General features: G+C 42.4%; 15 protein-coding genes. 4 read left to right on the forward strand and 11 right to left on the reverse strand.

The features are described from left to right. Positions 1-65 precede the first annotated feature (65 nt). From mutY to AWM73_RS06640, 5 genes are all read right to left on the reverse strand, one after another. Positions 66-1,280 carry an A/G-specific adenine glycosylase gene (gene mutY, locus AWM73_RS06620; protein ID WP_082702879.1) on the reverse strand — a complete coding sequence of 405 codons (1,215 nt, stop codon included), beginning with the start codon at positions 1,278-1,280 and terminating at the stop codon, positions 66-68. After that, entirely contained in the window at positions 1,277-2,293 is a 1,017-nt protein-coding gene (locus tag AWM73_RS06625) for a RecX family transcriptional regulator (RefSeq protein ID WP_060778627.1), read from the reverse strand. Before AWM73_RS06625 ends, mutY begins: the two co-directional genes overlap by 4 nt. Positions 2,294-2,342: 49 nt before the next feature. After that, positions 2,343-3,200 carry a hypothetical protein gene (locus tag AWM73_RS06630; RefSeq protein WP_060778628.1) on the reverse strand — a complete coding sequence of 286 codons (858 nt, stop codon included), beginning with the start codon at positions 3,198-3,200 and terminating at the stop codon, positions 2,343-2,345. Positions 3,201-3,555: 355 nt separating this feature from the next. Then, entirely contained in the window at positions 3,556-3,813 is a 258-nt protein-coding gene (locus AWM73_RS06635) for a helix-turn-helix domain-containing protein (RefSeq protein ID WP_013669101.1), read from the reverse strand. A gap of 259 nt (positions 3,814-4,072) precedes the next feature. Continuing rightward, entirely contained in the window at positions 4,073-4,420 is a 348-nt protein-coding gene (locus AWM73_RS06640; protein WP_060778629.1) for a helix-turn-helix transcriptional regulator, read from the reverse strand. A gap of 243 nt (positions 4,421-4,663) precedes the next feature. Between AWM73_RS06640 and AWM73_RS06645 the strand changes: the two genes are divergently transcribed. The 3 genes from AWM73_RS06645 (at position 4,664) to AWM73_RS06655 (ending at position 8,135) form a co-directional block, all read left to right on the forward strand. Beyond that, entirely contained in the window at positions 4,664-5,935 is a 1,272-nt protein-coding gene (locus AWM73_RS06645) for a uracil-xanthine permease family protein (RefSeq protein WP_370664341.1), read from the forward strand. Between the two features lie 157 nt (positions 5,936-6,092). After that, a complete protein-coding gene (gene galE, locus AWM73_RS06650; RefSeq protein WP_060778631.1) occupies positions 6,093-7,106 on the forward strand; it encodes a UDP-glucose 4-epimerase GalE in 1,014 nt (337 codons plus the stop codon). Between the two features lie 162 nt (positions 7,107-7,268). Then, positions 7,269-8,135 (forward strand): LysM peptidoglycan-binding domain-containing protein, encoded by an 867-nt coding sequence (locus tag AWM73_RS06655; protein ID WP_060778632.1) that lies wholly within the window; start codon positions 7,269-7,271, stop codon positions 8,133-8,135. A 108-nt stretch (positions 8,136-8,243) separates the two neighbouring features. Here the strand turns inward: AWM73_RS06655 and AWM73_RS06660 are convergent, their stop codons facing one another. Further along, positions 8,244-9,239: a D-2-hydroxyacid dehydrogenase gene (locus AWM73_RS06660; protein WP_013669562.1), complete on the reverse strand. Its 996-nt coding sequence runs from the start codon at positions 9,237-9,239 to the stop codon at positions 8,244-8,246. 250 nt (positions 9,240-9,489) lie between these two features. On the opposite strand from AWM73_RS06660, the gene AWM73_RS06665 reads away from it, so the two are divergent. Next, positions 9,490-10,023, forward strand: a complete 534-nt coding sequence (locus AWM73_RS06665; RefSeq protein WP_060778633.1) for an LOG family protein — start codon at positions 9,490-9,492, stop codon at positions 10,021-10,023. 510 nt (positions 10,024-10,533) lie between these two features. Here the strand turns inward: AWM73_RS06665 and AWM73_RS06670 are convergent. The 5 genes from AWM73_RS06670 to AWM73_RS06690 form a co-directional block, all read right to left on the reverse strand. Further along, positions 10,534-11,562: a lipoate--protein ligase gene (locus AWM73_RS06670; protein WP_060778634.1), complete on the reverse strand. Its 1,029-nt coding sequence runs from the start codon at positions 11,560-11,562 to the stop codon at positions 10,534-10,536. 18 nt (positions 11,563-11,580) lie between these two features. Beyond that, complete coding sequence (locus AWM73_RS06675; RefSeq protein ID WP_060778635.1) at positions 11,581-12,453, reverse strand: SIR2 family NAD-dependent protein deacylase; 873 nt, start codon at positions 12,451-12,453, stop codon at positions 11,581-11,583. Beyond that, positions 12,454-13,266, reverse strand: a complete 813-nt coding sequence (locus tag AWM73_RS06680) for a protein-ADP-ribose hydrolase (RefSeq protein WP_060778636.1) — start codon at positions 13,264-13,266, stop codon at positions 12,454-12,456. A gap of 70 nt (positions 13,267-13,336) precedes the next feature. Beyond that, a complete protein-coding gene (locus tag AWM73_RS06685) occupies positions 13,337-13,669 on the reverse strand; it encodes a glycine cleavage system protein H (RefSeq protein ID WP_060778637.1) in 333 nt (110 codons plus the stop codon). 244 nt (positions 13,670-13,913) lie between these two features. Then, a complete protein-coding gene (locus tag AWM73_RS06690; protein WP_060778638.1) occupies positions 13,914-15,191 on the reverse strand; it encodes a mechanosensitive ion channel in 1,278 nt (425 codons plus the stop codon). Positions 15,192-15,196 lie beyond the last annotated feature (5 nt).

Here is a 15,196-nt window from a genome sequence, read left to right on the forward strand (position 1 = left end):
ATACCTTTTCAAGTAGTTAAAGTCTTGATAAAAAACGTCGACACCATAGAGTGGTCGACGTTTTTTTATTCAGCCAGATAGTCTTTTAAGCCCTGCCAAATGTTCATTTGAACGGTAGGATAAGCATGCTGGTTAAGGTCATGCGAGAAAACCCAGTCACTATCCTCTTGGTCTTGCCAGCGTTTTTCGGCTGCGGGGGATAATTTAGCATAGTAGAGGTCAATTTCCCAAAGTCGGTGAGAAAAGACATGCCGGACATGGCCTATCGATTTTTTCATCACGACTGGTCTAACATCATAAACTGCCTCTGCTTCAGCAACCAGGTTTTGGTAAGGCTGGCGCTCTTCTTCCTCTTGCTGGTCACTTGCTCCTTGGTCAGCCACTTCAAAAAGCGGAACCGTCCACAAATTAGCCAAGAGACCTTGGCTGGGACGCTTTTCAATCAGGTACTGGCCTTGACTATTCTCCAGCAAGAGTGCTTGGTAGTGAATAGTTTTGGACTTGGTCTTGGATAATTTCACCGGATAATCCAACTCGGTTCCGGTTAAGGTAGCTAGGTTAAAGTCTTTGATGGGACTAATATCACTAAGAGGCTTCTTAGCGGTCTCGTAACTACTCCCCAAGTCCATTAGGGCCTGGTTAAAGTCCCCTGGCCGCTCATTGCCCATCACATAAGTCACTACTTCACGGAAAATAGCATGGTTCTTTTGCCGGCTAATATCAGCATTAATAGTAAAAAGGCGGCTGAAAACTCGCATGGCATTGCCATCAATAGCGGGTACGGCCTGGCCAAATGCAATAGAAGCAATGGCGCCAGCCGTATAAGGTCCAATCCCGGAAAGTTTCTTCAGTTCCTTAGCGGTTCGGGGAAATTGACCTCCATAGTCATTCGCAATCTCCTGAGCTGCCCGATGGAGGTTTTTAGCTCTAGAGTAATAACCTAGTCCGGCCCAAAGTTTCAGTAAGTCATCTTCTTCTGCCGCTGCCAGGTCCTCGACGGTGGGAAAGGCTTGTAAAAAGCGTTGGTAGTAAGGAATAACAGTATTGACCTGGGTTTGCTGCAACATAATCTCTGATATCCAAATTCGGTAAGGGTCCTTACTCTCCCGCCAAGGCAAGTGGCGGCCCTCCCTATCATACCAATCAAACAAGGTTTTTCGAAAAGCTTGGTTGGTTTGTTCTCCCCAGACTTCAACTCCCGCAATGGTCGGCCCTAAATCAACAATGGCTGATTGTCCGAGCCAATCCTTAGGGGAGAAATCTTGATTACTTCCGCTCACAGTTCTCCTTCTTCCTCTGCCTGCCTTATAGCCGCATCGATAGCTTCACTCTTAAAGCCACGGCCAAAAAGCATGGTTTTTACTTTGAAACGTCGTTCTTTCTCATCCAAATTCCGGTACTTCTTCCAATAGCGCTTAAAATACTTATTTAAAGCCGCACCCTCATCACGGTCGAGCTGGTCAGACTCTTTTAGTTGGGATAAAACTTGGCTAATTAAGTCATTATTGTAACCCTTCTTATAGAGGAATTGCTGTAATTTCTCCCGTGCCTTTAGGTTGGAATTCTTTCTAAGTAAGCTAGGCAACTTCTTTTTAGCCAAGTGTTGAGCATTTTCCATTTGATCAGCCTCACTATACTCCAGCAAGGCTTGGTCAATGGTGTCTTCACTAAGGCCCTTTTCCTTCAGTTCCATAGCAATCACCTTGGGACCTTTTCGGTTGATCGTCTTAGCCGTCCGGGTATAAGACTGACCGTAATAGAGGTCGTTAACTAGGGATAAGTCTTCCAATTTCCCCATGACCTTATCAATAGTCGCTTGGGAATAGTCTTCCTTAGCTAAGCGTTGGCTAACTTGCTTTTTTGACCGTAAACTATGGCTTAAATAGTTTAGGGCAATCTGATAGGCCCGGTTATCGCGTTCGCTGGCCAGGATATTTTTGCTTTCCTCTTGGCTTAAGTACTGCCCCTTAGACAGGGCATAACGAACTAGGGTATCTTCACTAAGCCCAAAAGCAAAATCACCGTCAAGGTAGACATTATAGCGTTTCTTATGGCGCTTTTGAGCTTCGATCATGGTAATCTTACCTGCTAAGACCCTCTCCTGGTCATGGTCTAAGTCTCTTCGGCCAGAGGAAGCGACCGATTTCCTAGGACGATAGCCGCTTTTTTTAGTATTCCTTTTCGGCCTGGTCAGTTGGTCACTTTCATCGGCTAGGGCTCTGACTCTTCTTTGGCGGGACTTTTTCTCCGGACTGATCTCACTTAATTTTACTGGCTGATTATCTTCTAGCATGTTTCCACCATTCCATACGCTTAGTCTGGGCTAGATTTCAATAATTGTTCTAGCTCAGACTTTTTTCACTTTGCTGTTCCTGATAATATTCTTTGAAAAATAAATAAGACTGCATTTTCTCTATCGGGTCCTCAATTAAAGGATTCGATAGGAGGTCTAGATAATAACTCTGCCACAAGTGGTAGGCAAATTCAAGTTGGGCTTTGATTTGTACATTTTTAACCGGTAAAACTAAGGAAGTCGATGCAACCGTTTCAATAGTTACCGGTCGGCCTCCTACCGGGAAAAAGTGAAAGTATTTCACCAAGTTGAGGTTTAAGTAGCCGTGAAAATTTTGGTTTCGGTAACGTAGCGGCATTAATAAATGTTTTCCCAAAAAGAAAGGTCTAAGCCAAGTATTTCCCAGATCCACTGGCTCTTGAACCAGTCGATCAGCCATTTGCGTTTTTAGGGTTGATTTTAATAATTGATCCAAAGTACACTGACTCCGGTATAAGAGGCCCTCACTGGTTAAGATCAAAGACCCCTTTAAATAGGCTTTATCTGTGTGATTTTTCAGCAGACGGCCTTTGACTTCTAAAACCATGAGGGTATCCTCCCGAAAATGCCCGATAGTCCGCGGTACTTCCTGAGCTATCCGATAGGCTCTAACCAGGTCGTCAGCCTCTACTAAAGAAAGATACTTATGTGGTAAATTCAAGGCATAGTGCTGGCAGTGGTCACTATCCTTATTTGAAATAAGGGAAGAATTGTCAGATGACCGAGTGGCTTCTGGGACCTCATTAGCTAGAGTCGGCTTAGCTGGTGACTCTAGAGATTGGGCCTCACTGATATTTACAGCAGTAGGATCTTCTCCCACTTGAGACGGGGACATATGGCAAGACGTTAGCGACGTATTTTCCAACATTTCTGGTACTCCTTCATCGTATTATTTCTCGATTTGAGAAACCATTTTTAAGATAGCATATATTTCTCAAGTAAAGACTATCTTTACTTAAAACTAATCTATTCTTTACCAGGAATTTACAAAGCTTTCTTTTAAGCGCTTACATCTGCCTTTTTACCTAATTTTTACCCTGCTTTTACAAAAGAGTCCCCTGTTTTCCGAGATCACTTTGAGCATTTAATGGTAGTCATTGAATAGTTAAGCAGTAACCCTATCAATTTATAATATTAAAAAACAACAAATCCCTAGATTAGATTCTAGTTATTTGTTGTTTCAAGGTTTTACGCACCTAGCGATTCCGTCTTTGATATCAGTTTTAGAAATGCACATCGACAACGAGATGGCCGCCTACAGCATTAACGATTTCTTGTAGGGTACCTAAACTAATATTTTGTTGACGTGATTCAACCCGTGAGATATAACTTTGCTTACGCCCAGAAATATCCGCTAATTGAGCCTGGGATAGCCCCTTTTCTTGACGGATTTTTAGCAACACATCAGAAGCCTTAATACTTGCTTGTTGTCTTGCAATATTTTTTTCATCAAGGGATAGGTCTTCTCTATGCGTATCCATATTCATCCCCTCCTAAATATTTCACACAACTCATCATAATATTTTTAATAAACATATATCCTATATTTATATTATACATAAATCATAAGATAATGCATAGATATAAACTTTGGACGAGCTATCTCAAATATTTATAAATTCCCAGCAAAGTGAACCCGTCAAGAAAATAGGGGGAATAGAAAAGCCAACCAATAGATATAGGCACTTGACATGGCCTAGAAAGGTAATTAATCGAAATGTTTGTATTGCTACAAAACGGCTAGTCTTCTTGGCCTAAGTGACTGAGCAAATAGGTCACTAAGCAACCTGCTCCAAAACCCAGCAAGAGATGGCTCCAGTTAAAGCGCTTCACTTCTTCATCATCCAAACGCGTTGGAATTACCCGGCCGGTTGCTTCAGAAATATCCTGGATATCTTCATTTAACAATTCTTCCATCGGTTGATCAAAAATCGATGATAATAATATTAAGTTTTCCACGTTGGGATAGCTTTTATTATTTTCCCAATTAGACACTGTTTGTTGGGTGGTTTTTAGATAACTCGCCAATTGTCCTTGGGAAATATTATTTAACTCGCGTTGTTCTTTAATTATTTGACCAATTTTCATCTTGCCACTCCTCAATAATAGACAATAATTCTCATTCTTTACTAGTATACAAGATTATTGGTAGGAGGACAAATGCTTATTCTTATTCATTAAAGGTAGATTTTCTTGCCCAAGCCCTTGCCAAGACTAATGTATTGGTGTATAATTTCGAAGATTTGGCCTAAATTAGCCGCTTTATTTTAGCTTAGGGGATTTCCCTTGTGATTTTTGGAAGGAGATACTATGACATCAGCAGAAAATTTAATGAAAATGAATTATGACATCGAGGATCGGCCCCCACGTGGTGAGGGACTGCTTCTAAGTTTCCAACACGTCTTCGCTATGTTCGGCGCAACCATTCTAGTTCCCTTAATATTAGGTCTACCGGTATCGGTCGCTCTCTTCTGTAGTGGGATTGGTACCTTAATTTACCACTTTGCCACCCAAAATAAGGTGCCTGTTTATCTGGGCTCATCCTTTGCCTTCATTGGCGCCATGGCCCACGCTATCGAACAGTTAGGTGGCGATATTTCCGCGGCTCAAACTGGGGTCATGCTAGCCGGCGGAATCTATGTTTTAGTGGCTCTTTTAGTTAAAATGTTAGGGAGCAGCTGGATTGACCGCCTCCTGCCTCCAATTGTTATCGGTCCCATGATCATTGTCATCGGTTTGAGTCTATCCTCATCTGCTGTCACCAACGCAGGGTTCACTCCAGACGGGACCTGGCAACAAATGTTGACCGCCCTAATCACTTTTCTGATCTGTGCCTTTGTTAACGTTTATGGTCGGGGATTTATTCGGGTGATTCCTTTCTTGATCGGTTTAGTTGGTGGTTACATTGTCGCTGCCTGCCTAGGCCTAGTAGATATTAGCCCAGTGGCTGACGCTGCTTGGTTTGAAATTCCTGATTTCTATCTACCTTTTAAGACCCCATTCTTTAACAGCTACCAACTTAACTTTGGACCAGAAGCCATTGCGATTTTACCAGTGGCGGTAGTCACCATTTCTGAACATATTGGTGACCATACCGTCTTAAGTGAAATTTGTGGCCGTCAATTTCTCAAGAATCCTGGACTCCACCGTACCTTGATGGGGGACGGGATTGCGACTTCGGTTTCTGCCTTCCTAGGAGGACCTGCCAATACCACTTACGGAGAAAACACCGGAGTCATCGGCCTCACCCGAGTGGCTTCAGTTTCCGTTATCCGTAATGCCGCTCTTTTGGCGATTATGCTCAGCTGCTTGGGTAAATTCACCGCCCTCATTTCAACCATTCCATCAGCTGTCCTGGGTGGCATGTCTATCCTCCTCTATGGGGTGATTGCAAGTAACGGCCTCAAAGTCTTAATTGAAGCTCGGGTAAACTTCAACCAAGTCCGTAACCTGGTCATCGCTAGTGCCATGTTAGTTCTCGGTCTAGGCGGCGCAGTGCTTAAATTAGGTGCCTTTACCCTTTCAGGAACCGCCCTAGCCGCTATGGTAGGGATTATTCTCAACCTACTTCTACCTGAAATCAAAACACTAAAAACAAAGTAGAATGATTAAATAGCTGGGATGACTTTTCTCAGCTATTTTTTATCCCTATTCTCTAATAATATTTAAAAAATCTTTGAAAGAAGCCCTTCTTTTCAATGGTATAATAAGAATAATCAGTGAATTTCACCAAGTAATAAAATGAATAAAGGAGAGACTTATGTCCATTTTAGTTACAGGCGGAGCGGGCTACATTGGTTCGCATACCGTTATTGAATTAATCAACTCTGGCTACGATGTTGTTATTGTCGACGACTTCTCTAATAGTAAGCCAACCGTCCTTGATCGCATCGAAAAAATTGCTGGCAAGCGTCCAACTTTCTATGAAGCCAATATCTTAGATGGAGATGCCTTACGCCAAATCTTTGAAAAAGAATCCATCGATGCTGTCATTCACTATGCAGCCTTTAAAGCGGTCGGTGAATCCGTTGAAAAACCCATTGACTACTATCACAATAATATGGGTGGACTCCTTCAAGTGTTAAAAGTAATGAAGGAATTTGGTGTGAAGGAATTTGTCTATTCTTCAAGTGCCACGGTCTATGGGATGAACAATGTCTCCCCCCTAACCGAAGACTTGCCAACCAGTGCTACCAATCCATACGGCTATAGTAAGGTCATGGGCGAACAAATCTTAAAAGATACCTATAAGGCTCATCCTGACTGGTCCATTATGATCTTACGTTACTTCAACCCGATCGGGGCCCACGAAAGCGGTCTGATTGGTGAAGACCCTCAAGGTGTTCCTAATAATATCATGCCTTATATCACCCAGGTAGCCATTGGTAAGTTAGAAAAATTACATGTTTTTGGTAATGACTACGATACCCATGATGGTACTGGAGTCCGCGATTACCTCCACGTGGTTGACTTAGCTAAGGGCCACGTCGCAGCTATCGACTATGCCAATAAACACCAAGGCCTTGAAATTGTCAACTTAGGCACTGGTCAAGGCTATTCCGTCCTGGACTTAGTCAATACCTTCCAAGAAGTTAACCATGTTGACCTTCCTTATGTTATTGACGAACGTCGGGCTGGCGATGTGGCTGAATGTTATGCGGATCCTTCCTACGCTAAAGAACTGCTAGGCTGGGAAGCAGAAGAAGATTTAGCTGACATGTGCCGGGATTCCTGGCACTGGCAAGAAACCTGCCCTAACGGTTACGAAGATTAAGGGTAAAGAAAGAGTTTGTCACTTTTGGCAAGCTCTTTTTTGTTGGCTGATTTTAATAAGAAAGTCCCGCTAGTTTTACCGAAAGCTTCTTAGCTAGCTTGCATGTTCATCCTAAAATGTTTAAACTAGAGAAAACCTGTTTAAATGAAGAAAGGAAAGCCTATGTCAGATTCACAAGGGCCCAATTTTTCCTGGCACAAGTTAGTCCAGGAAATCCTAGCCACCCTCAAATCCCTCATTAAGATGCTGGCCCGCCTAGTTTATTATCTCATTGACCAGCTGACCCGCATCCTGCTACCACTTTTTAAGAGAATTGACCAGGCCCTGCCTCACAGCAACAAACAAAACAAGGAGCAAGACAGTCCGTTCAAGCGTCAAGTCCAAGAAAAGGTCAATAGCCAACTCCAGCCGGGTTTAACTCCTCTTAAAAGCTTCTGGCAAAAACTGGCTAAACCTCTCCAATGGGGAGTGGCCCTTGGCATTTTTGGACTGATCTTCTTCCTAGCAAGCCCCAGCTATCAGGGTACGACAAGTGATAATCCCTTAAATCTCAAGGCGCAATCCTCACAACTGGCTGGCCAAGACCATTACCAAGCCGATAACTGGGAGATTGACCAAGACGATGTCTCTATTTATCATGGGCCAGAGGAAACGGAGCCAGCCGACCAGGCCTTGACCACTAAAGAACAGGACCAAGACCCAGCCATTCTCGATGAAAAAATCGCCCAGTATGAGTCTAAACGGGCTCGTTACCCAAGAAGGGCTGCAAGAATCAAGCGACCAGAGGAAGAAAAAGTAGCGGATTCCAAGCTGCCACAAGAGACCATTGATCCAGATAGCTCAAATTCTAGCAGCGAGTATCCCTCAGAAGAGAGCCAGGTCCAAAACGGAGACAGCTATCAGGTCCAAGCCGGCGATAGCCTCTACCGCATCGCCCAAGACCATGGTATGACGGTCGACGAGTTAATGGCCTTAAACGGCATGACCAGGCCTGCGCTTATGCCTGGTCAAAGGATTAAAATCAAATAAGACAGCAGGCTTCCCCACAACCTATTTGATAAGGCAAAAAAGACTAGCCCCATAGCTTTAACAGCTAGGGCTAGCCTTTTTATTTTGTTTATATTTATCTATTAACAATTAGTTAACGCGTAATTCAGTATCGCCAGTTTCAATCACTGATTTCGTCGCATTCAAGGCATGGAAGACCATGTTTTGAACAGATTCATCAGTATAGTAGGCAATATGTGGGGTGTAGGATACTGCTGGATGATGTAATAAACGTAAGAAGGTTTGGTCAACAATCCCCTTATGTGACCAGTCATGTTTGACATAGTCGAATTCGTTTTCATAGGTGTCTAACATAGCAGCTTGTAAATGACCTGCATCAAGAGCGTCAAGTAAAGCGTCAGTGTCAATTAAAGCTCCACGACCAGCATTGATAATCACAGCGCCTTCCTTACATTGTTTGAGTAAGTCAGCGTTAAATAAATGATAGGTATCATCAGTTGAAGGTAAGTGAAGGGAAATAATGTCGGCTTCTTTCACACATTCTTCTGGTGTGTCACGGTATTCCAATAAGTCCCCTAATTTGTCATTTGGATAGAGGTCGTAACCAAGGATCTTGCAGCCGAAGCCTTTGAAAAGACGAGCAGTTGCTTGACCAATACGGCCCGTACCTAAGATAGCAACAGTCTTAGTCCCTAAACGTTGGCCACGGATATAGAGAGATTCTCTGAAATCATGGTGGTTAGAATGGTCTCTAACGGTATATAATTTACGAATAGCGTTTAAGGCTTGTGCTAGAGTGTATTCAGCAATGGATTCTGGAGAATAAGCTGGCACATTAGAAATGATCACGTCATTTTCGGCAGCTAATTCAAGGTTGTAAGGGTCGAAACCAGCCATACGTTGGGCAATGTTTTTAATACCAAAGCTCTTTAAAACTGGGTAAACGCTGTCTTCTAGAGGAGTATATTGGTAAGTAGATACCCCATCGTATCCTTCACAACGGTCAACAGTTGCTTCAGAAAGAATATCTGCATCAAGGGTTAATTCAACATTGTTGTCTTCGCCCCATTTTTTAGCGAGATCTTCTTCTTGTTCGCTGACACCATACATATAAATCTTAGTCATCACTTTCATCCTTTCATAAGTGTGAACCTTCACATTATTAATCTATTTCGCATAGATTACTTATTCACATGGATAATTTTAAAAGAGGCAAAAGCCTTTGTCAAGCGATTTTTAGCTATTCTTTTTTAATGATTTAAATAAAATATACAATTGTGAATTAATTAGACAATTCTCACTTTTTTACTTTAGGTCTGGCTTTAGTTATACTGGTTAAAGCACTTATTCTCATCGATAAAAAGGAGATTATTGAATGAAAATTACGGTTTACTGTGGTTCCCATTTAGGGATCAATGAACGTTACGAACACCTGATCTGGCAATTAGGCGAATGGATTGGCCAAAATAATCATCAGTTGGTCTATGGCGGTGGTCGGACTGGTTTAATGGGGACCATTGCCACTGCAGCCAGCCAAAGCGGTAGTCAAGTCATCGGAATTATACCCCTGGTCCTAGTCGAGGCCGAAGTCGCCAATTACGATATCCATCACTTAGAGGTCGTTGATACCATGAATCAACGCAAAGAAAAACTGATGGAATTAGCCGACGCCATGATTGTCTTTCCCGGGGGCTTGGGAACCATGGAAGAACTCTTCGACAGTTTGGTATGGAAACGCCTGGGTAAGAAGCAGACCCCCATCATTATTTACAACGTTGACCACTTCTATGACGTCCTCCACTCCCTCCTCAAGACTATGGTAGCCGAAGCCTTCATGCCCCAAGAAGAATTAGACCAAATCCACTTTGTCTCTTCCCTCGCTGAAATCGAGACGATTCTCAACCACTAAAAAAGCGATTTTCTTTAAGAGAGTGTGACAGTCACACTAAAGGACGAAATCGCTGGAGAAAACTGGGATAAGCTCAGATATAAGGATGTGAGGAAGGATCAGGGAGGGCGATTCCTTGGAGGAAAAGATGATAAGATCAACTTGTTGATCGTTCATCTTTTCTGAAAGGACATCCCCTACCCCTTCCGAACTCAACTAATCTGTGCGTTGGAATTTTCTGAAGCAACTTCAAGGCTGGCGTACGAACTCAACTAAACTGAGCGTTACCAGTTTTTAGTTGGGTTTGACTTGGCAGACTTGGAGTGATTTCACAAGTCAGAAACAAGCGAATGTTTCGCTTTTATTCTGACTTGCTCCAATCATCCAAGCCTAGGCGCCAAGTCTCACACCCTGTGCGAAATGGACGTTCGTCCTGTGACTGGAGCACGTTTTGAATAAATAGTTCGTGTTTTAAAAAAAGGCTGAGACTTTTGTCCCAGCCTTACTATTGAGAAAATCGCTTTTAACTTATTAAGAGAGAATAAGATCGACGAGTAGTTCAGGCGTCATGTGACTGATATAATTCTCGAGTTGGACCTTTTCCAGTGCCTTTAAGAGGTCGTCTCGACGCATCTTCACACCGATTAATTGCTTTTCTAATTCAGCAATATCGGCTTGGCCAAAGAAATCGCCCCAGATCTTACAGTGGCTAATTTTACCCTCTTCAACCTCAATGGAAATTTCAACCGTTCCTACTTGGTCAAAGTGGTCATCACGGTTGTAAGTGTATTGAGGAGCCTTGCCATAGTTCCAATCCCAATTCTTATATTTTTCCTTAGCTAATTGGTCAATTCCTTGCCAATCTTCCTCAGTTAATTCATATTGTTTAATTTGTCCGAAGTTCTCTACACCAAAGAGGCGGCAAACTAAGGCTTCAAAGAGCTCATCCATGGACATGACTTGAAATTCTGGCGCTAAGGCTGGACGAATCGGAGCTACCCGACTCTTAACCGACTTAATCCCCTTAGAAATAATTTTCTTTTGGTTAGGATTTAAGGCCTTCACCATGGCTTCAGCATCAATATCAAAGAGGAGGGAGAAACCACCATAGACCCGGTCACCGACTAAGGTCATGGCAGCGCCTGACACCTTCTTATCACCTAGGTACATGTCATTACGACCCTTAGTATGTAAGCCTTGAACCCCCATGTCCTCTAAGGCCTTGATACCTGGTTGGTACATTTTTTCGAAGTTACCAAATAAATCATTGGATTTATGGTCAGCTAGAAAGCAGACATTGATGGCACCGCGGTCGCAGTAAACCGCACCACCACCAGTATCGCGGCGAACCACTTGAATATTTTCTTGGTCAATATAGTCTTGGTTAACCTCAGCCCGGGCGTTTTGGTATTTACCAATTTCTACTTTAGGATCACACATATAGGGAAAGAGAATGTCCTCATCCAAGAAAATATGGCTTTGGGCATAGACTTGAGCTGCCAAGGCTAGGGACCCGTCATAAATCCGTTGACCATCACGTTTTAAATCAATTAAATACATTTTTTCTCACTTGTCCTTTTAAAGTTCACATAATGTTTTTTGAATATCATCGGTTAGCCGTAAGCTTTGGTCTTTAATGGATGGTGGAATATGATAGGGTTTTTGATTCATCATCACATATAAGGCCTTTGGATTTTCCTTAGTCCAGGCTTGGAAGGGTTGGCGAATAAATTGTGGGGTGGTATTTCCCACACCAATTTCTAAATAAAGTATCTTATCATATTGATTTTTCTTAACAAAGTCTTCATAGGCTGCTTGGTGAACCTGCCAGTCCTTATCCTCTACCATGCCATTTTCCGCTGTCCGTTTATTTAACTCCAAGGGGGCGCCACAATTTGGGCAATAAGGAACGAGTTCACTAGGAATCCGCATATTTTCTTGTTCCTTAGCCATACGGTAGAGCAAGGCGTCATCGCGGTAGGTCACTGGCTGGCAATGCTTCTTACACTGCATGAGAACATACTTCCCTTGGTAGTAGTGGACCTTATCCATGTCATAGCCAGCCTTAGGAAAGGCGTTATCAGCATTGGTGGTAATAATAAAGTAATTTTTACCTTGAAGGTATTGGTTAAAATGTTGGTAGGCCTTACCAGCTTCTTGTTCAATCCCATTCATAATGGCAAAGCGACTGGCAAAAGCCCAATATTCTTCCAAACTGGGGTAATCATAGAGGGAAGCTTGCAACATATCAAACAAATTAAACTTTTCAATAAAGTCAGGAAATGCCTGTTCAAAGCGCTCCCCCACATAGGTAAAGCCGTCAGCAGCTGACATACCCGCACCGATCCCCACCAGGATGGCCTGGGCTTCTTCCATTAAGGCCCGCAAAAGGTCTGATTCATTACTATAATTTTGGCTTAAGGCTTGCCAAACTGTTTCTTTATCACTCATCTACTCTTCCCCTTCTAGTCTGTCAATTAAGTCCTGATATAAATGAAGGTCTTGTTCCAGATAAACATTGAAAATCACTTGCAAAGATGAACCGCTTTTCTTTAAATAGTCTCTTACTGTATTGAAGGCAATTTGAGCAGCGAGATCATTAGGAAAGTGGAACTCGCCCGTAGAAATACATGGGAGAGCTAAGCTCGTCAACCCCAGTCGATCGGCCTCTTTTAAGCAGGAAAGATAGGACTGCTTGAGCAGGTTTTGGCGGATGGGACTGACCCGGTCAGATTCAATTCTTGGGCCCACGGTATGAAGAATATACTTAGCCGGCAAGTGGTAAGCCGAGGTTGTCTTGACCTTGCCAACCGGCTCATTGTGGCCCTGGTCTTCCATGATATCGTTCAGCTCTAGGCGCAGACGAACACCGGCGCGGGTTTGGATGGTATTATCAATGCACTTGTGATTAGGGATAAAACACCCTAACAGAAAGGAATTCGCCGCATTGACAATCCCATCAACTGCTAACCGACAAATATCGCCTTGCCAAAGATAAATCCGGTCTAAGGCTGGCTCTAATTGGTCCAGGCTAACGGTCCCTTCTTGATCACGCCAGCGCTTTAAATAGTCATCTTCTAAATCCAGGTAATCTTCACTAATTGGCCAGGCGGGACGGGTATTAATCAGGGCCCGCCACTTGTCATGCAAGGAATAATCACCATAGTCAGGTCTGCCTTCAACCTTCCTTCTGAGATAGTACTTATCCCTTCGCTCGGCTTCTAAATAATCAATCATTTGCCTTAGCAATTCTTCTGATGTCAAGCTACTCCCCCCAATAAAAAAATCCTATGCTAAAGGCCTGGCCTCTAGCACAGAATCATTCAATATCACCCTAGGCTTCTTCTAAAGCGTCAAATTCAGCTGGGTCGACATCTTTTAAGCGAACAATCCAGTTTTCTTCGCTTTTAGCAGAATTCAATAAGGATGGTTGGTCAACCACTTCAGTATGGCGTTCAACCACGGTCCCCTTGAGTGGGGATTGAATTTCCATCACAGTTTTTGATGCTTCAATATTTAACAAGGCAGCATCTTTTTCAACTTGGTCTTCTTGAGCAAATTCAGCATAGCCCACTGTACCAATATCATCTTGTAGTTCAGGAGTCATGGATACCGTATAAAGATCGCCATTTTGTTCTACAAATAAGTAATTTCCACGTTTTGTCATTCTTCATTCTCCTTTTGTTTAAATTTCATGTTGGAGCAAATCACTGGCCCCAACTTACCCTTAACTATTCTAGCACAGAAGTGAGATAGACCCAAAAATTTAAATCTCTTTTAAGTGATTAAATAAATGATAATTTTCTTTGTAAATAATATCGTTTTTATTAATTAAAAATAAGCCTTTCCTTTTAAGGGTCAAAAAAAGACTGTGACAAAAGCCACAGTCTTACTTTATTTATCGCTTACTTTTAGAATTGAGAGTGGTCACCATTTTGGTCCTTCTTGTCTTCTTCACCCTCATGTAATTTACGATCAAGGTGTTCTAATTGCTTCTTAGCAAAGTCACGTCCACCTAAACCAAAGGCTAAGGCAAAGGCAACTGCTGCTCCACCAACAATGAACATGAAACCAGTATTAACAATGGTTTGAGCAAATTGTAATTGGTCAAGAGCCATGAAGATAGCCAGAGCAATTAAACCATATTGAACAATATTAGCTAATATATTGGATCCGGTTGATTCTTTGAGGAATTGGGATAAGAGATTTCCACCCACAACCCCTAAGATCAGAATGATCACAGCGGATAATACTAATGGTAGGTAGGCAATAATTGCAGCACCAATGGTATTTAAGACTTCTAATTGAAGGACGTTGAGAGCTTCAACAAAGAAGAAGATGACAATGACTGCTTTGACGATATTGGCAACGATCGCTGATAATTTCACATTGACATCGCCACTAGCATTAAGATACTTGGTATATTTATTGATATTAGCTGCTTCCAGTAAGTTTTCGATCAAGTCGCCAACTAACTTAGAAACTAGGCCACCCACAGCAATTAAGATCGCTGCTACCAAGATATTTGGAATAGCCGCTAACATCATATTTAAGACATTAATAATTGGACGGCTAATCGATTCAATACCTAAAACTTCTAAAGCAGCGGTTAATAGTGGGATGAAGAGTAAAACATAAACAATGGTTGCGCCAACTTTGGCTAATTTATTGCCACTTGGTGCAGCGTCAACTTGGTCTTTGACAGTTTCACCAACAGCACCTTCAGATTTGTTAACCAGTTTATTCATCCAGCCATCGATATCAACCTTTTCCAGTAAACCTTGTACCAAGTCGCGGACAAATCCACAGAGATAGAAAGCCAATACCAAGATAAGTCCAGACCCAATAATATTTGGAATGAAAGCAAAGAACTTATCGAACATATTGGTAATTGGTTCGAGAACGCCACCGATATTTAACCCATTTAAAAACGCTGGTAAGAAGAATACAAAGACCAAGTAATAACCAACACTGGCTACTGTTTTAATAACACCCTTGGCATCTGATTCATTCTTGGCCACTCCCCACTTTTGAAAAGTGCGGTCAGCATGAATGGCACGCAGGCCTTTGACAATCAATTTACGTACAATTACCGCAATAATCCAGGCAATAAGGATTAAGAGAATAGTCCCTAGGATATTAGGAACTGCTGCGATAATTGGATCTAATAAAGTATGTAAGAAATCCATTATAA

Source organism: Aerococcus urinae (assembly GCF_001543175.1).
Classification (GTDB): domain Bacteria; phylum Bacillota; class Bacilli; order Lactobacillales; family Aerococcaceae; genus Aerococcus; species Aerococcus urinae.

Bases quoted from the DNA above. Each gene is read 5' to 3' on its own strand.
- AWM73_RS06625 (WP_060778627.1), bottom strand. From the start codon at position 2,293: ATGCTAGAAGATAATCAGCCAGTAAAATTAAGTGAGATCAGTCCGGAG.
- AWM73_RS06630 (WP_060778628.1), bottom strand. From the start codon at position 3,200: ATGTTGGAAAATACGTCGCTAACGTCTTGCCATATGTCCCCGTCTCAA.
- AWM73_RS06635 (WP_013669101.1), bottom strand. From the start codon at position 3,813: ATGGATACGCATAGAGAAGACCTATCCCTTGATGAAAAAAATATTGCA.
- AWM73_RS06640 (WP_060778629.1), bottom strand. From the start codon at position 4,420: ATGAAAATTGGTCAAATAATTAAAGAACAACGCGAGTTAAATAATATT.
- AWM73_RS06645 (WP_370664341.1), top strand. From the start codon at position 4,664: ATGAAAATGAATTATGACATCGAGGATCGGCCCCCACGTGGTGAGGGA.
- galE (WP_060778631.1), top strand. From the start codon at position 6,093: ATGTCCATTTTAGTTACAGGCGGAGCGGGCTACATTGGTTCGCATACC.
- AWM73_RS06655 (WP_060778632.1), top strand. From the start codon at position 7,269: ATGTCAGATTCACAAGGGCCCAATTTTTCCTGGCACAAGTTAGTCCAG.
- AWM73_RS06660 (WP_013669562.1), bottom strand. From the start codon at position 9,239: ATGACTAAGATTTATATGTATGGTGTCAGCGAACAAGAAGAAGATCTC.
- AWM73_RS06665 (WP_060778633.1), top strand. From the start codon at position 9,490: ATGAAAATTACGGTTTACTGTGGTTCCCATTTAGGGATCAATGAACGT.
- AWM73_RS06670 (WP_060778634.1), bottom strand. From the start codon at position 11,562: ATGTATTTAATTGATTTAAAACGTGATGGTCAACGGATTTATGACGGG.
- AWM73_RS06675 (WP_060778635.1), bottom strand. From the start codon at position 12,453: ATGAGTGATAAAGAAACAGTTTGGCAAGCCTTAAGCCAAAATTATAGT.
- AWM73_RS06685 (WP_060778637.1), bottom strand. From the start codon at position 13,669: ATGACAAAACGTGGAAATTACTTATTTGTAGAACAAAATGGCGATCTT.
- AWM73_RS06690 (WP_060778638.1), bottom strand. From the start codon at position 15,191: ATGGATTTCTTACATACTTTATTAGATCCAATTATCGCAGCAGTTCCT.